The organism is Stappia sp. BW2, from assembly GCF_008107695.1.
GTDB lineage: Bacteria > Pseudomonadota > Alphaproteobacteria > Rhizobiales > Stappiaceae > Roseibium.
Genome location: NZ_VIRG01000066.1, coordinates 908,524 through 930,870, shown reverse-complemented (window position 1 = coordinate 930,870; position 22,347 = coordinate 908,524). Strand labels below are relative to the sequence as shown.

The 22,347-nt window shown below is 59.5% G+C and carries 23 protein-coding genes; 13 read left to right on the top strand and 10 right to left on the bottom strand.

What is annotated here, in order from left to right; all coding sequences use genetic code 11:
• Positions 1-6 precede the first annotated feature (6 nt).
• Positions 7-261: a hypothetical protein gene (locus FMN63_RS15775; protein WP_148584969.1), complete on the bottom strand. Its 255-nt coding sequence runs from the start codon at positions 259-261 to the stop codon at positions 7-9.
• Positions 262-436: 175 nt separating this feature from the next.
• Here FMN63_RS15775 and FMN63_RS15770 point away from each other — a divergent pair, with 175 nt between their 5' ends.
• The 3 genes from FMN63_RS15770 (at position 437) to FMN63_RS15760 (ending at position 3,697) form a co-directional block, all read left to right on the top strand.
• Positions 437-1,762, top strand: coding sequence for an NAD(P)/FAD-dependent oxidoreductase (locus FMN63_RS15770; RefSeq protein ID WP_148584967.1), 1,326 nt, complete (start codon positions 437-439; stop codon positions 1,760-1,762).
• A 1-nt stretch (position 1,763) separates the two neighbouring features.
• Positions 1,764-3,086, top strand: a complete 1,323-nt coding sequence (locus FMN63_RS15765) for an NAD(P)/FAD-dependent oxidoreductase (protein WP_148584965.1) — start codon at positions 1,764-1,766, stop codon at positions 3,084-3,086.
• Positions 3,087-3,151: 65 nt separating this feature from the next.
• Positions 3,152-3,697 (top strand): ClbS/DfsB family four-helix bundle protein, encoded by a 546-nt coding sequence (locus tag FMN63_RS15760; protein WP_148584963.1) that lies wholly within the window; start codon positions 3,152-3,154, stop codon positions 3,695-3,697.
• Here the strand turns inward: FMN63_RS15760 and FMN63_RS15755 are convergent.
• The 4 genes from FMN63_RS15755 to FMN63_RS15740 all read right to left on the bottom strand — a co-directional run bounded on the left by FMN63_RS15755 (position 3,679) and on the right by FMN63_RS15740 (position 6,922).
• Positions 3,679-4,407 carry a GNAT family N-acetyltransferase gene (locus tag FMN63_RS15755; protein WP_148584961.1) on the bottom strand — a complete coding sequence of 243 codons (729 nt, stop codon included), beginning with the start codon at positions 4,405-4,407 and terminating at the stop codon, positions 3,679-3,681. The two genes, FMN63_RS15760 and FMN63_RS15755, sit on opposite strands and share 19 nt — an antisense overlap.
• Before the next feature lie 175 nt (positions 4,408-4,582).
• Positions 4,583-5,113, bottom strand: a complete 531-nt coding sequence (locus FMN63_RS15750) for a MarR family winged helix-turn-helix transcriptional regulator (protein WP_148584959.1) — start codon at positions 5,111-5,113, stop codon at positions 4,583-4,585.
• A gap of 169 nt (positions 5,114-5,282) precedes the next feature.
• Entirely contained in the window at positions 5,283-6,257 is a 975-nt protein-coding gene (locus tag FMN63_RS15745) for a DnaJ C-terminal domain-containing protein (RefSeq protein ID WP_148584957.1), read from the bottom strand.
• A 197-nt stretch (positions 6,258-6,454) separates the two neighbouring features.
• Complete coding sequence (locus FMN63_RS15740; RefSeq protein WP_209001133.1) at positions 6,455-6,922, bottom strand: RT0821/Lpp0805 family surface protein; 468 nt, start codon at positions 6,920-6,922, stop codon at positions 6,455-6,457.
• Positions 6,923-7,003: 81 nt separating this feature from the next.
• Here FMN63_RS15740 and pdxH point away from each other — a divergent pair, with 81 nt between their 5' ends.
• On the top strand, positions 7,004-7,639 hold the full coding sequence (gene pdxH / locus FMN63_RS15735; RefSeq protein WP_148584955.1) for a pyridoxamine 5'-phosphate oxidase: 636 nt from the start codon (positions 7,004-7,006) through the stop codon (positions 7,637-7,639).
• Positions 7,640-7,692: 53 nt separating this feature from the next.
• Here the strand turns inward: pdxH and FMN63_RS15730 are convergent, their stop codons facing one another.
• The 3 genes from FMN63_RS15730 to FMN63_RS15725 form a co-directional block, all read right to left on the bottom strand.
• Positions 7,693-8,667 carry a magnesium transporter CorA family protein gene (locus FMN63_RS15730; protein ID WP_148584954.1) on the bottom strand — a complete coding sequence of 325 codons (975 nt, stop codon included), beginning with the start codon at positions 8,665-8,667 and terminating at the stop codon, positions 7,693-7,695.
• 281 nt (positions 8,668-8,948) lie between these two features.
• Positions 8,949-9,245 (bottom strand): hypothetical protein, encoded by a 297-nt coding sequence (locus FMN63_RS29650; protein WP_205514131.1) that lies wholly within the window; start codon positions 9,243-9,245, stop codon positions 8,949-8,951.
• Between the two features lie 137 nt (positions 9,246-9,382).
• Positions 9,383-9,820: a hypothetical protein gene (locus FMN63_RS15725; RefSeq protein ID WP_148584952.1), complete on the bottom strand. Its 438-nt coding sequence runs from the start codon at positions 9,818-9,820 to the stop codon at positions 9,383-9,385.
• A gap of 189 nt (positions 9,821-10,009) precedes the next feature.
• Here FMN63_RS15725 and FMN63_RS15720 point away from each other — a divergent pair, with 189 nt between their 5' ends.
• The gene (locus FMN63_RS15720) at positions 10,010-11,008 is read left to right on the top strand and encodes a DUF1499 domain-containing protein (RefSeq protein WP_148584950.1); all 999 of its coding nucleotides are present in this window, start codon (positions 10,010-10,012) and stop codon (positions 11,006-11,008) included.
• Between the two features lie 12 nt (positions 11,009-11,020).
• Here FMN63_RS15720 and FMN63_RS15715 read toward each other — a convergent pair whose 3' ends face one another.
• Positions 11,021-11,923 carry an MBL fold metallo-hydrolase gene (locus FMN63_RS15715; protein WP_148584949.1) on the bottom strand — a complete coding sequence of 301 codons (903 nt, stop codon included), beginning with the start codon at positions 11,921-11,923 and terminating at the stop codon, positions 11,021-11,023.
• 172 nt (positions 11,924-12,095) lie between these two features.
• Here FMN63_RS15715 and FMN63_RS15710 point away from each other — a divergent pair, with 172 nt between their 5' ends.
• From FMN63_RS15710 to phoB, 8 genes are all read left to right on the top strand, one after another.
• The gene (locus tag FMN63_RS15710; protein ID WP_148584947.1) at positions 12,096-12,581 is read left to right on the top strand and encodes an SRPBCC family protein; all 486 of its coding nucleotides are present in this window, start codon (positions 12,096-12,098) and stop codon (positions 12,579-12,581) included.
• Positions 12,582-12,817: 236 nt separating this feature from the next.
• Entirely contained in the window at positions 12,818-14,173 is a 1,356-nt protein-coding gene (locus tag FMN63_RS15705) for an ATP-binding protein (RefSeq protein ID WP_148584945.1), read from the top strand.
• A 644-nt stretch (positions 14,174-14,817) separates the two neighbouring features.
• On the top strand, positions 14,818-15,858 hold the full coding sequence (locus FMN63_RS15700; protein ID WP_148584943.1) for a substrate-binding domain-containing protein: 1,041 nt from the start codon (positions 14,818-14,820) through the stop codon (positions 15,856-15,858).
• Positions 15,859-15,923: 65 nt separating this feature from the next.
• The gene (gene pstC, locus FMN63_RS15695) at positions 15,924-17,393 is read left to right on the top strand and encodes a phosphate ABC transporter permease subunit PstC (protein WP_148584941.1); all 1,470 of its coding nucleotides are present in this window, start codon (positions 15,924-15,926) and stop codon (positions 17,391-17,393) included.
• Positions 17,393-18,745 (top strand): phosphate ABC transporter permease PstA, encoded by a 1,353-nt coding sequence (pstA, locus tag FMN63_RS15690; protein WP_148584939.1) that lies wholly within the window; start codon positions 17,393-17,395, stop codon positions 18,743-18,745. The genes pstC and pstA overlap by 1 nt, the downstream gene beginning before the upstream one ends.
• Positions 18,746-18,756: 11 nt before the next feature.
• Positions 18,757-19,554 (top strand): phosphate ABC transporter ATP-binding protein PstB, encoded by a 798-nt coding sequence (gene pstB, locus FMN63_RS15685; protein WP_148584937.1) that lies wholly within the window; start codon positions 18,757-18,759, stop codon positions 19,552-19,554.
• Positions 19,555-19,585: 31 nt separating this feature from the next.
• Complete coding sequence (gene phoU, locus FMN63_RS15680) at positions 19,586-20,281, top strand: phosphate signaling complex protein PhoU (protein WP_148584936.1); 696 nt, start codon at positions 19,586-19,588, stop codon at positions 20,279-20,281.
• 79 nt (positions 20,282-20,360) lie between these two features.
• Positions 20,361-21,062, top strand: a complete 702-nt coding sequence (gene phoB, locus FMN63_RS15675) for a phosphate regulon transcriptional regulator PhoB (protein WP_148584935.1) — start codon at positions 20,361-20,363, stop codon at positions 21,060-21,062.
• A 319-nt stretch (positions 21,063-21,381) separates the two neighbouring features.
• Here the strand turns inward: phoB and FMN63_RS15670 are convergent, their stop codons facing one another.
• The gene (locus FMN63_RS15670; RefSeq protein ID WP_148584934.1) at positions 21,382-21,918 is read right to left on the bottom strand and encodes a GcrA family cell cycle regulator; all 537 of its coding nucleotides are present in this window, start codon (positions 21,916-21,918) and stop codon (positions 21,382-21,384) included.
• Between the last annotated feature and the right edge of the window lie 429 nt (positions 21,919-22,347).

Sequence of the window (22,347 nt, the reverse complement as noted above, 5' to 3'; positions counted from 1 at the left end):
GAGGGCTCACCCCTCATCGTCTTCCATCCGCTCACGGGTCACCCGGCTCGGATCATCAGGCCCCTTATAGTGGAACAGGTAGGCCCATCCCGCATAGGCTGTGATTGCAGTCATGATATAGACCCAGGTGGTGGTGCCGTAAGCAAATTCCACGCCGGTCCAGCCGGCGCAAAAAGCGACCAGCACAATTCTGCGCCACAGCGGATCGAACCAGGGGTGTTCTACTGGACCAAACACAGTTTTGCCTTCCTTATGCGTCATCGGAGCCTTCTGATCGGACATCCTGACGTTGCGGGATCTTCAAGAGCTTACAAAATCAGACAAAACCTGCCTGCTGCCGACTGATTACACCTTGAATCCGACTGCTGAACAAGGGAATGTGGGTTGCACTCCCCGCCACCGAAATTCATGTTGATAAGAGGGCCTGGCTTCCGACATGCTGACTTCGCTTGATCTCCTGACAGCTAATGACACGCCAGGTCAACACCCTCCTTCCTATTATGCTGCGACTGCCAACAGGCAAACAGCGCACCCGGCTCTGGACGGCTCTCAAACCTGTACGGCCTGTGTCATCGGTGGCGGATACACGGGGTTGTCAGCCGCATTGCATCTGGCCGAACGCGGTGTCGATGTCATCCTGCTGGAAGCCAACCGGATCGGATGGGGCGCCTCGGGCCGCAACGGTGGCCAGGTCGGGTCGGGTCAGCGCGAGGAACAGACTGTTCTGGAGCAACGCCACGGCAAGTCTCACGCCAGATTGCTGTGGGATCTTGCCGAGGACTCCAAGGCGCTCGTCAAGCACCTGATCGTGAAGCACCAGATCGCCTGCGATTACACGCCGGGGATACTGCATGCCGATCACCGCAAGAGTTTCATCGAGGATACTCGTGATTATGTCGAGCATCTCAGGCTCGTCTACGGCTATGAGGACATCCGCTTCGTCGGTCCGGACGAAATCGGCGAACAGGTTGGCAGTCCGCGCTATTACGGCGGTTCTCTGGATATGGGGGCAGGCCACCTTCATCCGCTCAATTTCGCACTGGGGCTCGGCCAGGCTGCCGCTGCCGCGGGGGCCAGGATTTTCGAAGAAACCAAGGTCACCGGTATCGAGGGTCAGGGCACGGAGCGGATCACCGTGCGGACCGGGCAGGGCGATGTTCGCGCTGACCATCTGATTCTGGCCTGCAACGGCTATCTTGGTCGTCTCGAGCGGCAGACCGCCGCGCATGTCATGCCGATCAACAATTTCATCGTGGCAACCGAACCCTTTTCGGAAGACGAGGCACGCAAGATCATCCGCAACAACGTCGCGGTGGCCGACAGCAAGTTCGTGATCAACTACTTCCGCATGTCCGCGGACCGCCGGCTGTTGTTCGGTGGCGGCGAGAACTACGGCTATCGCTTCCCTGAAGACATCAAGGCCTTCGTGCGTGAACCGATGCTGGAAATCTTCCCGCAGCTCAGCGATGTGGCCATCGATTACGGCTGGGGCGGCACGCTGGCGATCACGCCAAAGCGCATGCCCTATTTTGCGCGTCTGGCCCCCAACATGCTGACCGCCAGTGGCTATTCCGGCCACGGCGTTGCCATGGCTACCCTTGGAGGACAGATTCTGGCCGAAGCCGTGACGGGAACCGCAGGGCGGTTCGACGTCTTTGAAAAACTGGACATACCATCCTTCCCCGGCGGTGACCGGCTGCGCTTCCCGCTTCTGGTGCTGGCCATGACATGGTTCTCCCTGCGGGACAGGCTCGGATTTTGAGATGCCGTTAAACCGCACGGAAACCCGCCAGACCATTGGCAGTTACTGGGAAGCCAGCGTTCCGCAGGCCAGACTGGACCGGCAGCTTATCGGAAATGCGGTGTTCGACGTCGCGGTGATCGGCGCGGGTTTTGCCGGGCTGAGCGCTGCGCTGCGGCTCGCGCAGGCCGGTGTCTCCGTGTGTGTTCTGGAGGCGGAACACGTCGGCTACGGCGCTTCGGGCCGCAACGGCGGATTTTGCTGTCTTGGCGGAACCAAGCTGGACGAGCACAGCCTGATCAGGAAATTCGGTCTGGAGGAAGCGCGCCGCTTCGTTGCCTATCAGGTTGCCGGCGTCAACCTTGTTGCCCAGCGGCTGGATAGCTGGGGTGTCCACGCCGATCGCCATTCAAAGGGGGAGATCTATCTGGCCCACCGGCCGAAAGACTTCGCCGGATTTCAGGCAGAAGCCGCTTTCCTGAAGGAGAACTTCGGCATCAAGGCGCGGGTTCTCTCCAAGGCGGATCTGGATGCTGAAGGCTATGGCGGGCCGACCTTCCATGGCGGCATGCACCTTCCGTATGGCTTTGCGCTCAATCCGATGGCTTACGTTCAGACCCTGGCGGATCAGGTTCGCCGTGCCGGCGGCAGGATCTTCGCAAAAACACCGGTGACCGGGATCTCCCGGGACAGTGACCGCTGGCATCTTGAAACCCCGCACGGTCTGGTTCGGACCAAAAAGGTTCTCTTGGCGGGCAATGGCTACGCGCGTGAAGATGCCCCCAGGTGGCTGCACGGGCGCACGCTGCCGGTCATGTCGTCCATTCTGGTCACCCGGCCCTTGAGCGACGACGAACTGTCGGCGCAGGGCTGGACCTCCGATACGATGGCCGCGGACACCCGCAACCTGCTGCATTATTTCCGCCTTTTGCCGGACCGGCGGTTCCTGTTCGGCACGCGCGGCGGCATTTTCGAAAACGCCCAGTCCCTGGCGGCCATGTATGATCGTGCCAGGGTGGATTTCGACGATATGTTTCCGGCCTGGGCGGGCGTCGAAGCAGAACATAGCTGGTATGGCCACGTGTGCCTGGCGCGCAACCTCACCCCCTTTGTCGGCGAAGTGCCCGGCCTTGGCGGCATTTATGCCGCGATGGGGTGGCACGGCAGCGGTATCGCCATGGCTTCCATATCGGGAGACAAGGTCGCCGGGCTGATGCTGGGCAAGCTCCAGCCGGACGACCTGCCGGTTCCCTTGCGGCGGCCATTCGCCAAGTTTCCGCTGCCGTCCTTGCGCAAGCTCTATCTTCAGGGTGCCTACTGGTGGTACGGCTGGCAGGACAGGTGAAACGCGCACGGGGCGTGGCACATCAGGCTATCTGATCCCGCATGATGCGGTCACGGGAGAACAGAATGCCGGCAACATCCAAAACAGAACTACTTGCCGCAAGCGAGCGCGAGTTTTCAAAGCTACAAACGCTTCTCGATGACCTGCCCGCGATGCTGCGCCTTGAAAAGGATGCGGACGGCATTTCGCCGAAGGACATCGTCGGCCACAGGGCGCACTGGATCGACCTGTTTCTGGCCTGGTATCGGGATGGACAGGCTGGCAGGCCCGTCTGGTTTCCGGCAAAAGGGTACAAGTGGAACGAGACGACCAGATACAATGCCGATCTTCGGCAGAAGCAATCCGGTCTGTCGTGGCAGTCAGTGCGCTCGCTTCTGGACAGCAATCACGTTGAACTGCTTGCCCTGATCGAAAACCTGGACGAGGAAGAGCTTTACGGCGGGCCGATGAAAGGCTCCAACAACAAATGGACGACGGGCCGCTGGGCGGAAGCCGCCGGACCCAGCCATTACCGGTCGGCTTCAAAATACCTGCGCCAGCGTCGTGCCCGGTTTCAGGAAGACAGAGACCGGCGCAGCCCTCCTGCGGCGGATCAGGCTGGATCGGCCTGAGCCTTGCGCTTGACCACGGCTACATTGACCTCTCGCCGGATCTCGAAACCAAGCTTCCGGTAGAGTGCGATCGCTCCGTGATTGTCCGCATAGGCATGGAGGAACGGGGTGTCGCCCCGGCTCCTGATGACGTTTGCCACATGAAGAGACAACTCGGACGCCAGCCCCCTTCCGCGGAAGTCCGGATGTGTGCAGATTCCGCTGACTTCCGTATAGCCGTCGAGATTGATCCTGCTGCCAGCCATCGCCGCCAGGCGGCCGTCCTGTCTGATCCCGAAGAAGGTCCCCAGCTCCGGTGTTCGCGCGGTGAACGGCCCCGGTTTCGTCAGCGTTGCAAGCTCGACCATTTCCGGCACATCGGCTTCGCCAAGGCCCACGATAGGGGTTGAGGCAGATGGCCCGGCTGACGGCGAAACTTCCACCATGAGAACACCTGCCGCAGTAACCTCCGCTTCAAGGTTAGGGGGCAGGGCGATGTCGTCTGCCTGCAGAAGATAGACCCGGTCGTCACCCGCTTGGATCAGCTCCGCCAGGGCAGCCAATGCTTCAGGCGAGTTGTCCGCTGCTGCGGCAAAGGGAGAGATGGCCGGATCGAAACGACGGGCAAGGTTGCCACCCTGGCTGAATTGCGCCTGCCGGCTGGTCAGCGCTGACCACACAACCCGGTTCAGGCGGCTGTCCCGCCCCGTTTCATTGATAACTGCGTGCATCTTGATGCTCATTGTGCTGTGAAACCAGATCCCGTCGTTTCAGGACCGTCCGGGCGGTCTGGGGACGGTAACCACATGCGTAATCCGGCGACCGAGGCGCGGTGAATGATATTGTCTGCCGAGTGGAAACACATGGTGGTGATGAGTTCCGTCCAACCTTGCCAGACGTGCCTGATCATGATGCGCCCTCCGGGTGGGATTGCAGGCTGCTCCAGGCCTGCAAAGGCTTGTCCTTGCAGCGGCTGGAAAGCGGCCGCATGGCCAGGGCGTCCTCCAGAGCAGCAAGCTGATCAAGCAGAGGGCCTTCCAGGCCGTCGCAGGCATCGGCAACAGCCAGAGTGATGGCAGGCCAAAGCGTCTCTTGTAGGTGGGCAACCAGGGCTTCGCCCTTGTCGGTCAGCTCGATTGTCGTCACGCGCCGGTCCTTATGGGAGGCGGAAGCCTCAACCAGTCCGTCCGATTTCATCTTGTTGATCATTCGGGTCACGCCCGGCTGGCTCTGGCCGATCGCCTTGGCCAAATCACCGATACTCAATGGCCCTTGCCGATCAAGTGCGGCGAGTACGGGATTGTGCGGCGTCGGCAGGTCCGTGCCGGCAAGCTCGGCGGCAACGGTCTGTGTCTGTGCCTGCAGAATTTCTCCGATCCGCTTCAGCCGGCTGCCCAGTGTGGCGTAACCAAGGGCGCGCAGGACATCTTCGCTCATGGGTCCCTCCAATTGTATAACTGGATATATAACTAGTTATATATTTGCAAGGTCTGACCGTGAAGGAGAAAGAAAAAACGGGTGAAGTGATTGGGTCCGAACAAAATCGCCCCGCCAGTGATCACTGACGGGGCGAAAGGAAACGTCACCGCGTTGAGGAGGACGCGACCTAGTCGAATTCCGGACCGCGTGCGCGGTAGGGAGTGATTTCCTTCCAGGCCCGCATGAGCGTGTCCAGCTCGTCATCGCTATGCGGCGGCATCACGATCTGCAGTTTCACCAGAAGGTCGCCATGGCCACCGTTTTTGGTCGGCAGCCCCTTGCCCTTCAGCCGCATGGTCTTGCCGCTTGAGGCATTGGCCGGAATGGTCAGGTTGACTGCTCCGGACAGGGTCGGAGTGCGCACTTTCGCCCCCAGAACAGCCTCATAAAGCGTCAGCGGTAGATCGAGATGAAGGTCGGAGTCCTTCACGTCGAAAAGCTTGTGCGGCTTGAAGCGGATCTCGACCAAGGCATCGCCTGCGGGGCCACCGTTTTCACCCGGATGCCCCTGGCCCTTGAGCCGGATCTTTTCGCCCTCGACCACGCCCTTGGGCAGGGTGACGTTCACCGCCTTGCCGCTTGGGAGCGTGACCTGGGTCTTGCCGGAGTTGACGATGTCTTCCAGCGAAGCCCGCGCGACGAGTTCCGCATTGGCACCCTTCGTCTTGGGCGGTGCCTTGGCACGGGCTCCCGCGCCGAAACCGCCGCCGGGGCCGGCTCCCGCTCCGGCACGCCCACGGCCACCGCCGAAGCTGCCGAAAATGTCGTTCAAAATGTCGTCGAAACTGCCGCCGCCGGCCTGGGACGTCTTGTGGGTACGGGCGCCGCCGAAGTCTTCATAACCGGAAAAGCCCTCAAAACCGTGCGACTGATAGCGCTGCTTGCCTTCCGCGTCGATTTCGCCACGGTCGAACTTGGCACGCTTTTCCTTGTCGCCGACAATTTCGTAAGCCTGATTTGCTTCGGAAAAATGCTGCGCCGCCTTCGGATCATCCTTGTTCTGATCCGGATGGTACTTTTTGGCCAGCTTCCGAAAGGCCTTCTTGATTTCGCTCTCGCTGGCAGATTTTGCCACCCCGAGAACGCTGTAGGGATCACGCATTCGTCTCACCAGGTTCCTAAGATTTTCCGGCAGTCTGACCCGCGCACTGCTGTGTTCGGCAAGCCGAACGAAGCGTGCAAGTGAAGCAGGTCATGATTGACCGGACTTGTCCTCTATATCGGGATGGATAGGAAAAAATTCCAGACCCTGACCTTGGACTTGAGAACCTTCCGGTTTTAGCTGGTTTTCGTCAGGGTTCAAGCGTCGGCGACGTTAAGGCTGGTGACAGCGAATTTCTGCGTCACGTCCCGGCAGGCCGTTCCGCTGTAAAGCTTGATGCCGACAATGGTATTCGCGGTTGTCTTGAAGCCAAGGCAGCCGGTCTCGCTGAAGCTGGACGCGTTGATGCTCGACAAGGTGCCCGAATTTCCGCTGATCGAATTGAGCCACGTCAGCGAAAGGGAATCTATCGGCTTTCCGGCGGCAAGGTCCGGGCTGATGGTGTCGAGGTTCTCGGCGATGACCGACCGGTCGTCGTCGTTGATATCAGCGTAGGCGACATCCGACACGGACGGAATGGAGCCGGTCAGGAGAGTGGGAGAATCGATGTTGTTGCTGCCCACCGGTACGGATATCTGGCTGCATCCGCCAAGTGCGGTTGCAATTGCCAGGCAAAGTGCCGCAAAGGGTTGGATCTTTATGTGCTCGGCAGTATATGAACGCATACGATACATTTTTTAAGGCAGCCCCCCGGTCCGGCTTTTTGCGCCGCTCTCAAGGCTGTCGTTTCCTTCGACAGGTTACCGATGACAGACCTTAAAGATCCCCCTGAAGAGTTAACAAAAGGTGACTTTACAGAGGTAGCGAAACCATTTGAGCTTTTTGCAGAATGGCTTGAGGACGCAAAAGCTTCGGAGCCCAACGATCCCAACGCCCTGGCGCTGTCGACCGTCGATGAAGATGGCCTGCCAAATGTGCGTATGGTTCTCCTGAAGGATTTCGACGAACGCGGCTTCGTGTTCTACACAAATTTCGAAAGCGCCAAGGGGCAGGAGCTGCTCTCGGCCGGCAAGGCCGCCATGTGTTTTCACTGGAAGTCACTGCGTCGCCAGGTGCGCATCCGGGGTCTCGTCGAACAGGTCTCGAACGAGGAAGCGGACGAATATTACCGCTCCCGGGCCCGAGGCAGCCGGATCGGCGCCTGGGCATCCAGGCAGTCCCGGCCTCTGGAAAGCCGTTTCGCACTGGAAAAGGAAGTGGCGAAATACACCGCCAAGTTCGGTATCGGCGATATTCCGCGCCCGGACCATTGGTCTGGCATGCGCCTGATGCCAGTTTCCATCGAGTTCTGGCACGACAGGCCGTTCCGGCTGCATGACCGGGTGCAATTCACCCGCGCATCCGCCGATCAGCCCTGGAGCAAGGCGCGCCTTTATCCGTAAGGCGTCTGCAAAGGCAAGTCAGAGAACTGGGCAGAGCCGGACGGTTCGGCGGATCAAAGCAGGCGCTTCCAGCGGAAGAAGATGTAGGTCAACGCCACGGACGTCACCATCAGTCCCAGTGAGAAAAGAAACCCGAGTTGCCAATTCAATTCGGGCATGTTGGCAAAGTTCATGCCGTAGATCGACGCGATCAGCGTGGGCGGCAGGAAGATCACGCTGACGACGGTAAAGATCTTTGAAATCTGGTTCTGTTCCAGCGAGACGAGACCGACCGTCGCGTCCAGCAGGAAAGACAGCTTGTTGTCCAGCGCATCGCCATGTTCCTTGATGGAATGGATGTCTCTGCCGAACATCTTGCAGTCGGCTTCCTGCTCCTCGTTCAGGTTCAGCCGTTTGGCATGTGTGCTGAGATAAAGCAGCATCCGCGACAGGCTGGTGCAGACATCGTGCATCTTGGACACATGCAAGCCGATCTGCCCCAGTTGCTTGATGGCGATCTGATAGCTTGCGGTCTTGCGCATGTTGAGGCCGTCGCCGAAAACCTGCACCGCCAGCGTGTCATACCGGGCCGAGGCGCTTTCCATTTCGTCGGCGCAGCGGTCGACGATGATGTCGAGCATCGCGAACAGAACAGCCGTTCCCTTGTGGGCGATGCCGGAATCGGCCTGAACCCTGCGCGACAGAAGGGCGATGGATTTCGGTTCGCCATAACGGACCGTGACGAGCCGCTTGGCATTGATGACGAAGGTGACGGACGAAAGTGCCGGGTCGATCATCTGGGTGGCAATGGGGAGCTGCGCGGTCATCACCACGGCGCCCGGTTCCAGATAAAGCCTTTCGGATGTTTCGATGGAAGCGATCTCGTCCCGGGTCGGGATTTCCGCGCCCATCAGCTTTTCCGCTGCCTTTTGCTCTTCCTGTGTCGGGGCGATCAGGTCAATCCACACGGACGTTGACGGCAAGGGTGCACCAGAGGAAAGCTCGATACGCTCCAGCCCTTTCACCGTTGGGCAATAGGCAATGATCATTCAGGGAATCTCCGCCGGGGGACGCGGACCGCGCCCTTTTCGGCGGCAGTTTGCCCAACAGATGGAGAGACGGCAACCACCTGAAAGATGTGATTTTTCGGGTGCCCATGAGGCACAGCCGCTTCCTGACGGCGGACATTCAATCGTGGCCGATTGCATGTCCAAGCACTATCCTTGACCGGTCATGCCGGCCGTGACCAAGCGTCTTTCAACGCCGCGGCGGGCTGACTTCAAGGAAGCCAGCAGCGGTTCCGGGCGCAGGACGCATCGGGAGCGGCTGCTCAGTTTTTCTTCTTCGCTGCCGTGCCTGAATTCTTGCAAAGGGCAGCTGCATTGAGGGCTGCGATGCCGACGGGCTTGTAGAGGTTGACAAGCTTCGCGTCAGCGTTTTGCTTCGGGGCAGGGCGGCTTGCAGATTGCTCAGACATTTGTCTCGTCCGTTGTCTCTTCCAGTGCCCGCTCTCTGGGTTAAAGTTTACTTGGCTCGCGGGCGGAGTGCGTTTGTTATCCAATTGCGGCAAACGGAAGGCGTAAAACACGCCTTTCAGCCGATATCCGCAGCGGATGTTAAAAATCATGCGCTCATTGGCGGAAATCAGCCAGTCAAAAACAATAACAAGATGTAACGAATCCGGGATGGATTTGAAGTATTACGGTAATTATTTCTTTACGAATTAGGCGTGGCTGCGAACTCGGCAAGTATATGACTGGTGGTTCATATGAAATAGCTTTGGTGATTGCGCAGCGGAAAACCGCGCAGAGCCCTGTAGAAACCATGCAGTGACCGGGCAAAAATGAGCAGCACCGTCGCGGTGCAAAGGACCAGTCCGACGAGCATCAGTACCGAGGAAATCGCCGCTCCAAGCAGGATCATCAGACCGCCTGCGCTCAGGCCGATGACCAGAAGTGCAATCGTCGTGCGCAGATAATGATAGTGCGTCTGCTGCCAGTGGCCACCAGTCTCGGCATAGAGGAACGCAAACACGAGAGCGATGGGCGACAGCAGCAGCGTCAGCACCAGCAAGTGACACAGGCAGATATTGGCTGAGCCCGGCCGGAACAGGCCAAAAGGTGAAAACGCTTTTTGTTTTGCGTCACCGGTTGCGCTGTGCTCCGGTTCATTCGCCGTACGGCGGGACCGCAATCCGGTCATGCCTTGCCCCGATTTGAAACTGTCATTCCGGCGTGTCTTGCTTGCACGTTTATCGTTTACACAGAAGGAATGTATGATGTGTTCACCGTCGAAGTGAAGTTCATTTTTGACAATTTGGCTGTAAACGAAGAAACAATCAGGTGGAAAGCCTTCCGCGTCGATGCGGCAGGCCAGGTGAGATAGGGTCTGATGAAGCGCTACGCCGTTTACAAAACAGCTTCAGCACCGGCAAGCCGTACGGCTGGCTCCGTGGCGCTGGCGCTTGCGGCAATTGCTTTTCTGGCAAAACGGTTCGGTCTCATCGAGGCGGATGTCTTCGTTCTGTCGCTCATTGCGGCGGCAACGATTGCGCTCGGCGCCATTCTGCTTGCGCTGTTCAGCTTTCACCGGATCTGGACCTATGGCGGACCTGGTGTGCCGGCAGCGCTTACCGGGCTGTTCCTGGGGGCACTGGCGCTTGCGACGCCTGCACTGGTTGTCGGCATGCTGGTGATGCATGCAGGCGCGAGCGACCTGGCCACCAATCGTACCGATCCCCCCAGCCTGGAAACGACGGTCATTTCCGACAATCAGCCATTTCTCGACTGGTTGAACACCATGCTTGTGGAAGACGTCTTGCCGAGTATGGCAGCCTATTCGGGCGCCGGGTCGGAACTGAGCGAAGCGGGCTCTTCGGCGGAAGACCGCCTGTATCCCGACATCGTTCCCCGCCGGTACCGTATTTCCACAGCCCAGTTGCATGCGGCCGCTGCCAAGGCGCTTGAAGCGCTGAACTGGCAGGTGGTTGGCGAATTGCCGCCCGACCTCCTCGACGCTCCGACCTTTCTCCAGGCAGAGGGCACCTCGCAGATCCTGGGATTGAAACACGACATCGTCCTGCGCATTCGCCCGGATTCGGTTGGGGCGCTGCTTGATGTGCGTTCACGCTCACGCACACCGCTGAAGGACCTGACCGACAATGCGGATCGCATCCGTCTGGTCTTCAGCGAAATCGACCGGGTGCTGCTGGAGACCTATGGCGATCTGGCAAGACTGTCCGTCGATGAGACAGAGGTGGAAGAGGATCTGCCGGTCGAACCGGTTGAGGATCTGCGCGAGACAATTCCACTACCGAGCTTCAAACCGTATTACGAGGATGAGGACGCGCCGGTTGCCGAAGGTCTTGATGCGGTCGATCTTGAAGGCTGACCGTTCGCAGGCTCAACCGGCAAGACGGTAGCGGGCGGTGAGAGACACCTCCGGGCTGGCCTCGACGCGGCCACGGTCCGCAAGGTCTTCCAGATGTGCGAATACCGACAGACGAGCTGCGGGATGCAGCGCCGGATCGACGGCGGCATAAAGCACCGAAACGATTTCCGGGATCGATGTTTCACCTTTCTCCAGTTCCCGCAGGATAGAGGCCTCGCGATTGAGCCTGTGTCCTTTTAGCGCGCGGACATAGTTGATCGCGTTTTGGACCATGCCGCCATGCCCGGGCAGATAGATGTCTTCGGTGCGGTCCAGCAGTTTGTCGATGGAGGCCATGTAGTCCCGCATGCTGCCGTCTGGCGGGGCGACCACCGATGTCGACCAGCCCATGACATGGTCCGCAGACAGTAGAACCGGCTCGCCAGTGAGGGCAAAGCACAGGTGATTGGACGTGTGGCCGGGGGTGGCAACGGTTTCCAGCGAGATGCCGGCAGCCTCGAATATCTCGCCGTCTTCCAGCAATCGGTCTGGCGCGTAGTCCTTGTCACCGCTGGCGTCGAGCGGATTGACCTCGTTTTCCAGAAGCTCGCGTGCCGGCCGGTGCGGCCCGCATCCGATGATCTGCGCACCGGTCCTTTCTTTCAAAAGCCGCGCGCCCGGTGAATGATCCACATGCGTGTGCGTGACCAGGATCGCCTCGATGGGGGCGCCTTGTGCGGCTTTCAGAATGGTCTCCACCTGGCCTTCCAGGGCAGGTCCGGGATCGACGCAGATCAGCCGGCTGGTTCCCAGAAGGTAGCTGTTGGTGCCATGAAAGGTGAAAGGTCCCGGATTGTTTACTGTCAGCCGGCGCACGCCCGGCATCACTTCGACGGCGGTTCCATAGTGCGGATCGAACGCGCGATCATGCTTCATGTTGTCTCCGGTTCGTTTGTGCCTGCGGGCAAGTGTTTCGGCGGTATCCGGGTGGATCTGCACGTCATGTATCTGACGTTTGAATCGGCTAGGGAAGCGCTACTTTGCCAAGCCGGGCCCAAATGTGAAACAGTGCGTTTGGGGTTGGGAAGAACGAATTTGACGGAAAAAAATGACACATGACACCGAGTGCCGGGTCGAAGGCATGTTGAATCTCCCACGGGCTCAGGCGTTTTCGCTGTTTGTCGACCGGCTCGACCTGTGGTGGACCTCTCCGTTCAAGGATGCGGGCGAAGGCAAGGCACAGGCAGGGATCGATCCTCACGCCGGCGGGAGCTGCTATGAGATCGACGCCAATGGACAGCACAGGATCTGGGGAACGGTCCTGTCTCTCGAGCCGCCGCTTTACATCCGGCTTGCCTGGCAGGTCAGCCGCGATGGCGAGGAAGTCGCGGATCCCGCAACAGCAAGCCGTGTCATGGTCAACTTCCGTGACGCGGGAGACAGCACGCGCCTGGAAATCGTCCATAGCGAGTTTCTGAGGCATGGCGAAGCCGGGACGGATTATCTGGAACGCATGTGCCGGGCTGACGGCTGGCCGCGCATTCTGAATAATCTGAAGGCAGCCGCCAGACACCCCCTGCCGCAAACCCGCTGACCGGCAGGCCTCCTTTTCAGCCCTGCAAGCGGACATCGCTCGCCATCTTCAAGCGCCCTAGAGCGCTCTTGCCCGAAAGTCTCTCTTTGTCGCCGGGATGACATGCTTCCCATGTTAGGGGAGTGTTTCCATGCTGTCCCGATCTCCCTATTCCGGCCTTGCGCATTTACTGAGACGTCGAAATAGTGTGTGCACTCGGGAGACCAAATCGCTGAAAAGAATTCGCTCGACTGTCTATGACCCTACCGCCTTCGCCTATCGAAGAGCCCGCTGAAGATCGGCAGGCTGTATCGCCCCTGACCAGACTCCGCGAAGCTCGCTGGGTGCTGCTGTTCGCGCTTGCCGCGATCACCGGTGCGGTCATCCTGCACGAAGTGCCGCTGACGACGGGGCTGCTGGTCATGGCGGCAATGGTTGTCGTCGCCTGTTTCGTTCCCGGCAAGTCGTCGAGCCGCAGGGTCAAGCTGAATGCTCAGCGGGAAATCCGCAGGATGTGGCCGGGGACCGGCATGAAGGTCACCGTCGATGCGCTTCCGACACCCTGTTTCGTTGCCGACGGGCGCGGCATCACGCGTTATGTCAACAAGCGAGCCCTGTCGATCTATGAAGGCGTGAAGCCAGGAGATCCTCTGTCCTTCTCGCTCCGCGCGCCTTCGCTGCTGGAAGCCTTCGACCGTGTCTGCGCCACTGGTGAGGCGGAGAAGATAAGCTGGATCGAGAAGGTGCCGACCGAAACCTGGTACGAGGCCCATATCTCGCCGATCTACATGCCCGGCAGCGGTGGGCAGGAAAAAGTTTCCAAGCTACCGGACTTCATTCTTGTGGTGATCCAGGACCTGACCGAGAACCGCCGGTTGGAACGCATGCGCACCGACTTTGTGGCAAATGCCAGCCACGAACTGCGCACACCCCTGGCCTCGCTGACAGGCTTCATCGAAACCTTGCAGGGCCCAGCCCGCAACGACCCGGATGCGCGGGACAGGTTTCTGTCGATAATGCTGGACCAGGCTGGCCGGATGCGCAGGCTGATCGATGACATCCTGTCCCTCTCGCGGATTGAGCTGAAGGCCCATGTCCGTCCCGCGAACGACGTCGACCTGTCGGAGATCGTGCGGCATACGAGCGATGCGCTGTCGCCACTTGCGTCCGACATGGGGGTCGAGATCCGGCTTCAGCTTCCCGATACCCCTGTGAAGATCAAGGGCGACCGGGACGAGCTGATCCAGGTGACGGAAAACCTGATAGAGAACGCGTTGAAATACGGGCACGACGGCAAGTTCGTTGACGTTGGTCTCGCGAAATCGCCTGCGCCCCAGGAGGCTTCGTTCTGGCAACTGTCAGTGCGCGATTACGGCGAGGGCATTCCGCGGGAACATCTGCCCCGCCTGACGGAGCGGTTTTACCGGGTCGATGTAGAATCGAGCCGCGCGATGAAAGGCACCGGACTTGGGCTTGCGATCGTGAAGCACATCCTGACGCGCCACCGCGCCCGACTGGACGTGGAAAGCGAGCAGGGGCAGGGGGCGACCTTCACGGTCAGTTTGCCCGCCACCGAGGACGCGGCAGGTCTACCAGAGAAGATCTCTGCGTGAGACCGCACAGGCAAGTCTCGATTTCCTGAGGCGGGAAGCCTCCAGCAGATTGCCCGGCAAGATCGGAACAGCCTTTTGTAACTGGCCAGGCGACCCGCCGGCAGGAAGACCTGGCGTTCCGGATCACGCCCACTTTTTCTACGCCCGGAAGGAACATGTCTGCTTTCACCAGAGACGATGCCCGGAACGATGACGGACATCTCGCGACCAGGGGACTGATTCCCTTGTCCGCCGAAAAATGCAGGCAGGAAGCTGCAGAGACACTGGCACAACAGGCATTGCATCCATGGTCAGGCCAACACAGGCCGCACACACCCCTCCCAGCCGCCGCGTCAGGTGCCCAAGAGGCTGCCTGGTTGGCCTTGCGAGCGGTGCGGCTGGCTAAAAAGGTTCATTGGCAACTTTGCTGAGGTCGATAAGAGGTGCACCTTGTGCGCTCTGACGCCTCTTTTTATGACCGTTTGCGACACAAAACCGTCAATCAGAGGGTTTTATTGATAAATTTCAACGACTTAAATTGTCACAAAACTGAAAAAGAACTGTCATAGAACTCTCATCCGTGGAGCCTAGGTTCCCCGCATCGCTCGTGCAGATCCAAGCGCGGTGATCATCTAGAAACCTTGACATTCAAAGGGAGTGGTCAAGTGAAATTTACGACCCTCGTTAGCGCAACTGCTCTTGCCGTTGCTTCCACTGCATTCGCTGGTTCGGCTCAGGCTCGCGACCAGGTGCAGATTGCCGGTTCCTCCACGGTTCTTCCGTATGCTTCCATCGTTGCTGAAGCATTTGGCGAAAACACCGACTTCCCGACCCCGGTCGTTGAATCCGGCGGCTCCTCTGCTGGTCTGAAGAAGTTCTGCACCGGCGTTGGCGAGAACACCATCGACATTGCAAACGCTTCCCGCAAGATCCGCGAGAAGGAAATCAAGGCTTGTGCCGAAGCTGGCGTGAAGGACATCATCGAAGTCCGCATCGGCTACGACGGCATCGTTTTCGCTTCCCAGAAAAACGGCCCGGCATTCAACGAATTCACCCAGGTTCAGTGGTTCAACGCTCTGGCGCCGAAAGTCCTGAAGGACGGTCAGATCGTCGACAACCCGTACACCAAGTGGTCCGAAGTTGACGCATCTCTGCCGGACGCAGAAATCGCTGCTTTCATCCCGGGCACCAAGCACGGCACCCGTGAAGTGTTCGAAGAAAAAGTTCTGGCTGTCGGTTGTGAAGAATCCGGCGCTCTGAAGGCCATGATCGACAGCGGCATGTCCGAAGACGACGCTGAAGACGCCTGCATCGCAGTTCGCACCGACGGCAAGTCTGTGGACATCGACGGCGACTACACCGAGACCCTGGCCCGCATCGACTCCAACCCGAACGGCGTTGGCGTTTTCGGCCTGGCTTTCTACGAGAACAACACCGACAAGCTCAAAGTGGCGACGATGGACGGTATTGCTCCTTCCACCGAAACCATCGCATCGGGTGAGTATCCGGTTTCCCGTCCGCTGTTCTTCTACGTCAAGAAGGCGCACATCGGCGTGATCCCGGGCCTGAAAGAATACGCTCAGTTCTTCGTTTCTGACGAAATCGCTGGCCCGGATGGCCCGCTGGCCCAGTATGGCTTGGTTTCCGATCCGGAGCTTGCCGCTACGCAGGCTTCCGTTGAAGCCGAAGAAACGATGGGCAACTAAGCACATCTTTCCGAAAGGGCGGCTTCGGCCGCCCTTTCTTTCTTCTTTGCCGGTTGGGTCGCCCTATGTCACTTCCCTATATTCTTATTGCGCTGCTGGTTCTGGCTGCCGCCGGATACATAGTCGGCCGCGGAAAAGCGTTAAGTTCTGCCGGAGGGGATTCGCGAGAGCTTCATTCCCTGCCTGGCTACTACGGCTGGAATGTCGTCGTTTCCATACTTGTGCCGGCCCTCCTGCTGCTCATTGCCTGGCTGATCATCCAGCCGATCGTTCTGGACAGTCAGGTATCCTCCAAGATTTCCGAAGAGACCATTGCCGCAAGCTCGCTCGACCTTGTCATGAGCGACGTCGTTCGTGTTGCCGAGGGGCTCGACCTTGCCGTGTCTAAAGGCGCTATGTCGGCTGACACGGCGTCATCCATACGTATCGAGCTGACCGACGTGCGCAGCCGTCTCGGCGAGATCGGTGTCGCACTCGGTTCTGAGGTGACCGCCGAAACGCTGCGGGCGGCACAGACCTACCGCAGCATCTCCGGCACCGGCCTGCTGCTGCGGTCCATCGTCGTTCTGGCGGCCGGTCTGATCGGTTTCGCCGTCGCAGTCCTGCGTACCAACAAGGATTTCCGTGCCCGCAATGTGGTGGAAACGGTTGTCCGCTACATCCTCATCGCGGCCGCTTCCATTGCTATCCTGACGACCGTTGGCATCGTGCTGTCGCTGATCTTCAACACGGTGGAGTTCTTCCGGCTTTATCCGGCCGCGGATTTCTTCTTTGGCCTGACCTGGTCGCCGAGCTTCGGCGGCGGATCGGAGCTGGGTATCGTGCCGCTGATCTGGGCGACCATGTATATTTCTCTGATCGCACTCGCTGTTGCCGTGCCGATCGGCCTGTTCGCCGCAATTTATCTGTCGGAATATGCAACGCCGCACGTGCGTGCCGTTGCCAAGCCTTTGCTCGAGATCCTGGCCGGTATTCCGACCATCGTGTACGGTCTCTTCGCGCTGCTGACGGTCGGCCCGCTCCTGATGAACCTGTTCGGCTCCGGCGGTGCGCTCGGCGTTAGCTGGATGTCAGGCGCTTCCTCGGTATTCACCGCAGGCGCGGTCATGGGCATCATGCTGATCCCCTTCGTCAGCTCCCTCTCCGACGACATCATCAACGCCGTGCCCCAGGCCATGCGCGACGGCTCCCTCGGCCTTGGGGCCACCCATTCCGAAACGGTGAAGCAGGTCATTCTGCCGGCGGCCCTGCCGGGTATCGTCGGTGCCATCCTGCTGGCGGCTTCTCGCGCCATCGGCGAAACCATGATCGTGGTACTGGGGGCCGGGGCCGCTGCCCGCCTCAGCATGAACCCTCTCGAAGCGATGACCACCGTGACCGCGAAGATCGTCAGCCAGCTCACCGGCGACAACGACTTTGCCTCCCCGGAAGCGCTGGTCGCCTTCGCGCTCGGTATGACCCTGTTTGTCGTGACTCTGGGGCTCAACATCTTCGCGCTCTACATCGTGCGCAAATATCGGGAGCAGTACGACTAATGACCGACACGACCCTTACGCCTCCGTCGGGCAAGACCAGTGCTCCGGCCCCGAACAGGATCACCTCGATCCTCGAACTCGATCCGCTGACCAGGAAGCGCAACGCCGCCGAAGCCCGCTTCAAGCTCTATGGCATCATTGCCATCGGCATTGGCCTGTTCTTCCTTATCGCGCTCTTGTGGGCGATCCTCTCCAACGGTCTCGGCGCCTTCAGCCAGACCTTCATCAAGGTGGATGTGCCGCTCAACCAGGAGCAGATTGCCGCCGCGGAAAAGTCGGTGGTCAAGACGTCCAAATACCGGGCCATCATTGTCGACGCCTTCGCCAGGGAACTCGCCGGTGACAAGATCACCACCGATATGTCGGCCAAGGACATGGAGAAGCTGTTCTCCTCAGGTGCCGCAGCAACGGTCCGCGATTATGTGCTCGCCAATCCGGACAAGATCGGCTCGACCGTCACTTTCGATTTGATCGCCTCGTCCCGCGTTGACGGCTACCTGAAGGGCCGCGTCAAGCGGGAAGATCTTGCCGAAGACAAGAACCTGGACGCTGCGCACCTGGATCTGGCAGACCAGATGCAGTCTGCCGGCCTTCTGGAGAAGCGTTTCAACTGGGCCTTCATCACCGGAACCGATGCGTCCGACAGCCGCCCGGAACAGGCCGGCATCGGGGCCTCCATGATCGGCTCTCTGTTCATGATGCTGGTGGTGCTGTTTCTGTCACTGCCGATTGGTGTCGCCGCTTCCATCTATCTGGAAGAGTTCGCGCCGCAGAACAAGTTTACCGATCTCATCGAGGTGAATATCTCCAACCTGGCCGCGGTACCGTCCATCGTATTCGGTATCCTCGGCCTGGCGGTGTTCATCCAGTTCATGCATCTGCCTCAGTCCGCACCGCTCGTCGGTGGTCTGGTGCTGTCGCTGATGACGCTGCCGACGATCATCATCTCCACCCGCGCCTCGCTGAAGGCGGTTCCGCCGAGCATCCGCGACGCGGCACTCGGGATCGGGGCATCCAAGATGCAGTCGATCTTCCACCATGTGCTGCCGCTGGCCATGCCGGGCATTCTGACGGGTACGATCATCGGTCTGGCGCAGGCCCTTGGTGAAACCGCTCCGCTGCTTCTGATCGGGATGGTCGGCTTCATCGCCTCCAACTTCCCCGATGGTGTGGCAGCCGGTTTCTTCTCTCCGAACTCGGCCATGCCGGCCCAGATCTACGAATGGGCGAAACGCGCCGATCCGGCATTCTATGAGCGCGCATGGGGCGGGATCATTGTTCTGCTGGTGTTCCTCATGACCATGAACATTATCGCTATCATCCTGCGCCGCAGGTTTGAGCGCCGCTGGTAAGGATTGCTCCGATGAACGAGATGCCGAATTTTGAACAGGCGAAAACCATGACCGAAAGCAAAATTTCCGCGAAAAAGGTGCAGGTCTATTATGGCGATACGCACGCCATCAAAGACGTTGACATCGAAATCCAGCCGCGGTCCGTGACGGCCTTCATCGGCCCCTCCGGATGTGGTAAGTCGACCTTCCTGCGCACGCTCAACCGGATGAACGATACCATCGACATCTGCCGTGTCGAAGGCTCGATCAAGATCGACGGCGAGAATATCTACGACCCCAAGGTCGATCCGGTGCAACTGCGCGCGAAGGTCGGCATGGTGTTCCAGAAGCCGAACCCGTTTCCGAAGTCGATCTATGACAACATCGCCTACGGCCCTCGGATCCACGGACTGGCTCGCAGCAAGTCCGAGCTGGATGAAATCGTGGCCTCCAGCCTGCAGAAGGCCGGGCTTTGGGAAGAAGTCAAAAACCGTCTGGACGAGCCGGGTACCGGTATGTCGGGCGGTCAGCAGCAGCGTCTGTGCATCGCCCGTGCGATTGCCGTGAGCCCGGAAGTGATCCTGATGGATGAACCGTGCTCGGCGCTTGACCCCATCGCGACCGCGAAGGTGGAAGAGCTGATCGACGAGCTGCGCGAAAACTTCACCATCGTGATCGTGACCCACTCGATGCAGCAGGCTGCCCGTGTGTCTCAGCGTACCGCGTTTTTCCATCTGGGTATTTTGGTTGAGGAAGGTCTGACGCAGGACATCTTTACCAATCCGAAGGACAAGCGTACGCAGGACTATATTACGGGCCGCTTCGGCTAAGCATTTTTTAGGTTTCTGAAGGGGACACACGATGTCTGAACATACAGTCACGGCTTACGATGACGAACTGACGGCCATGGCCGGCAAGGTCGCCGAAATGGGCGGCATTGCCGAGAAGGCCTTTGCCGATGCGGTCTCTGCACTGGTGTCGCAGGACCTGGAGCTTGCCAAGGCGACGATCAAAGGCGATGTCCGTCTGGACAACCTTTACAACGAACTTGAAGTGAAGCTGATCGAGCTGATTGTTCGCCGTCAGCCGATGGGGCAGGACCTGCGCGAAATCACCGCTGCCACCCGCATTGCCAACGACCTGGAACGTGTCGGCGATCTTGCGAAGAACGTTGCCAAGCGGGTGATCGCCATCGACAGCGGCTTGCAGTCCAAGAAGCTTGCGATCGGCGTCGAGCACATGACCGAGTTGGCTCTGTCCCAGCTCAAGCAGGTGCTGGATGCCTATACCCGGAAGGATCCGGAAGCTGCCCGCAGGGTGCAGGAAGCCGATGCAGAGGTTGATGCGATCTACACATCCATCTTCCGCGAGCTTTTGACCTACATGATGGAAGATCCGCGCGTCATCACCCAATGCGTCCACCTGCTGTTCTGCGCCAAGAACATCGAGCGCATCGGCGACCACGCGACCAACATCGCCGAGAACGTCTACTACATGGTCACTGGCGAGCGTCTGCCGGAAGACCGGGCAAAGGTCGATGAAACGGGCGCAGTCTGAGCGCCGGCTTCTGTCGCATTTGCAAAGGATCTGAACGGCCGGCGCTCTGGCGCCGGTTGCTGTAATTGGAGCGAGATGTATGCCGAAGGTGCTCATCGTTGAAGACGAAGAACCGCTCAGCCTTCTTTTGAGATACAATTTGGAAGCAGAAGGATATTCGGTCGAGTCCTGTGTCCGGGGCGACGAGGCGGAAATCCGCCTGCGGGAAAGCCTGCCAGACCTGTTGCTGCTTGACTGGATGCTGCCGGGACTGTCCGGAATTGAACTGTGCCGCCGCCTGAGAGCGCGCGAGGACACCGAGCGTCTGCCGGTCATCATGCTGACGGCGCGCGGCGAGGAAGCAGAGCGCATCCGCGGCCTGTCGACCGGTGCCGACGACTATGTGGTCAAGCCTTTCTCCGTGCCGGAGCTGATGGCCCGCGTGCGCGCCATCCTGCGGCGGGCAAGCCCGGAAGTGGTATCTTCCATGCTGCGGTCCGGCGATATCGAACTGGATCGCGAAACACACCGTGTCCGCCGCAATGCCAAGGAAATTCATCTGGGGCCGACGGAGTTCCGTCTCCTGGAATTTCTGATGACGTCGCCTGGCCGGGTCTTCTCCCGCGAGCAGCTTCTCGACGGCGTCTGGGGCCATGATGTCTATGTGGACGAACGCACGGTCGACGTCCACGTCGGCCGATTGCGCAAGGCGCTGAACAAGGGCAAGGCAAAGGACCCTATCCGCACGGTGCGCGGTTCTGGCTACGCCTTCAACGACCAGTTCACCTCTGCAGCTGTCTGAGAGTAGAGCGCGGAATACGCGATGAAAGCCCGCCCACAAGCGGGCTTTTTTGCATTTCAGGGGCTATGTGACTGTGAGAGTTATCTGCGTCTTCGCTGCCAGGCATTCGATCAGGCTATGGTCAATAGCTGGAGGGTGTCGTCACCTTCTGTTCCCATGAAGGGGCATTTTCGGAGCGAAGCCACTCGGGTTCAGCCGATCGCACACGGCCTTCGTGAGACGCGGCACATAGGAAGCAGCACCTGGCCGTGGGAAAACTCAAACAAAAAAACCCGCCGAAACGGCGGGCTTTTTACGAGCTGGATTTGTCTGGAGGCTATCAGCCTGCCTGAGCCATCGTCTTGCGGTCGCGGCGGCGGTCGGCGACCGGCTGATAGGCGATCTTGCAGTGATGGGCGCAGTAGGGCACTCCGGCATCGGAATGGCGGCCGCAGAAGTAGAAGTCGTCGGTCGCCGGATCGCCGATCGGCCATTTGCAGGTCCGCTCTGTCAGCGTCAGGATGGTCGCACGCTTGGAGATCGGCACCAGGTCGGCAATCGGTTCGACGCGCGGCTTGGCTTCCGCCACAGGTGCAGGCGCCATGTCTGCTTTAAGTGCTGTTGCGCCGATGGACTGCGGCTGAGTGGGGGTTGGTTTCTTCGGCGCGGCGCCCGCTGCGGGGGCAGCCGTACGCGGCCGGCGCGGCTTGGCGCTTGAAGACGTGGACTTGGCGCGGCCGGACAAACCAAGGCGGTGCACCTTGCCGATGACAGCATTCCGTGTAACGCCACCCAGTTCGCCTGCAATCTGGCTTGCGCTCAAGCCGTCGCCCCAAAGCTTTTTGAGAAGCTCAACCCGTTCGTTTGTCCAACTCATCGCCGCACCCTTTAGTTTGACCGTCCTGCGGCCATTAACCCCGTGTTAAGCATGCGTGAGCACGCTTAATGATGGCATATCTAGTGCCTCTTGGTGATTTGCCTCACGAGATCTCGTGTTTGATTGTTCAGAGGTTACAATAACGTTAATTTGTCAGGCAACCGCCGAACCCAAACCAGTTGGGGATGAAACGACTTTTCCCCAATTATGGCGAGGTCATTGAGAATTTTATGAAATCCGCCTTCCCGGACGGGTGAAATGTCCTGTGCGCCATTTCCATTGACAGCGCAGGGTACGGGCAGTGTATAAGAAAGCCGCTACGTGCCGCCTCATCGGGGCGGCACGTTGCGTTTTGACCCTTCGGCAACTGTTTCAGATGTCGGCCTGGCGTCTGGGTGACGCTGGGACAGCAAGGGCGTTTAAAGGAGA

Bases quoted from the DNA above. Each gene is read 5' to 3' on its own strand.
- FMN63_RS15775 (WP_148584969.1), bottom strand. From the start codon at position 261: ATGACGCATAAGGAAGGCAAAACTGTGTTTGGTCCAGTAGAACACCCC.
- FMN63_RS15770 (WP_148584967.1), top strand. From the start codon at position 437: ATGCTGACTTCGCTTGATCTCCTGACAGCTAATGACACGCCAGGTCAA.
- FMN63_RS15765 (WP_148584965.1), top strand. From the start codon at position 1,764: ATGCCGTTAAACCGCACGGAAACCCGCCAGACCATTGGCAGTTACTGG.
- FMN63_RS15760 (WP_148584963.1), top strand. From the start codon at position 3,152: ATGCCGGCAACATCCAAAACAGAACTACTTGCCGCAAGCGAGCGCGAG.
- FMN63_RS15755 (WP_148584961.1), bottom strand. From the start codon at position 4,407: ATGCACGCAGTTATCAATGAAACGGGGCGGGACAGCCGCCTGAACCGG.
- FMN63_RS15750 (WP_148584959.1), bottom strand. From the start codon at position 5,113: ATGAGCGAAGATGTCCTGCGCGCCCTTGGTTACGCCACACTGGGCAGC.
- FMN63_RS15745 (WP_148584957.1), bottom strand. From the start codon at position 6,257: ATGCGTGATCCCTACAGCGTTCTCGGGGTGGCAAAATCTGCCAGCGAG.
- FMN63_RS15740 (WP_209001133.1), bottom strand. From the start codon at position 6,922: ATGCGTTCATATACTGCCGAGCACATAAAGATCCAACCCTTTGCGGCA.
- pdxH (WP_148584955.1), top strand. From the start codon at position 7,004: ATGACAGACCTTAAAGATCCCCCTGAAGAGTTAACAAAAGGTGACTTT.
- FMN63_RS15730 (WP_148584954.1), bottom strand. From the start codon at position 8,667: ATGATCATTGCCTATTGCCCAACGGTGAAAGGGCTGGAGCGTATCGAG.
- FMN63_RS29650 (WP_205514131.1), bottom strand. From the start codon at position 9,245: ATGATTTTTAACATCCGCTGCGGATATCGGCTGAAAGGCGTGTTTTAC.
- FMN63_RS15725 (WP_148584952.1), bottom strand. From the start codon at position 9,820: ATGACCGGATTGCGGTCCCGCCGTACGGCGAATGAACCGGAGCACAGC.
- FMN63_RS15720 (WP_148584950.1), top strand. From the start codon at position 10,010: ATGAAGCGCTACGCCGTTTACAAAACAGCTTCAGCACCGGCAAGCCGT.
- FMN63_RS15715 (WP_148584949.1), bottom strand. From the start codon at position 11,923: ATGAAGCATGATCGCGCGTTCGATCCGCACTATGGAACCGCCGTCGAA.
- FMN63_RS15710 (WP_148584947.1), top strand. From the start codon at position 12,096: ATGACACATGACACCGAGTGCCGGGTCGAAGGCATGTTGAATCTCCCA.
- FMN63_RS15705 (WP_148584945.1), top strand. From the start codon at position 12,818: ATGACCCTACCGCCTTCGCCTATCGAAGAGCCCGCTGAAGATCGGCAG.
- pstC (WP_148584941.1), top strand. From the start codon at position 15,924: ATGTCACTTCCCTATATTCTTATTGCGCTGCTGGTTCTGGCTGCCGCC.
- pstA (WP_148584939.1), top strand. From the start codon at position 17,393: ATGACCGACACGACCCTTACGCCTCCGTCGGGCAAGACCAGTGCTCCG.
- pstB (WP_148584937.1), top strand. From the start codon at position 18,757: ATGAACGAGATGCCGAATTTTGAACAGGCGAAAACCATGACCGAAAGC.
- phoU (WP_148584936.1), top strand. From the start codon at position 19,586: ATGTCTGAACATACAGTCACGGCTTACGATGACGAACTGACGGCCATG.
- phoB (WP_148584935.1), top strand. From the start codon at position 20,361: ATGCCGAAGGTGCTCATCGTTGAAGACGAAGAACCGCTCAGCCTTCTT.
- FMN63_RS15670 (WP_148584934.1), bottom strand. From the start codon at position 21,918: ATGAGTTGGACAAACGAACGGGTTGAGCTTCTCAAAAAGCTTTGGGGC.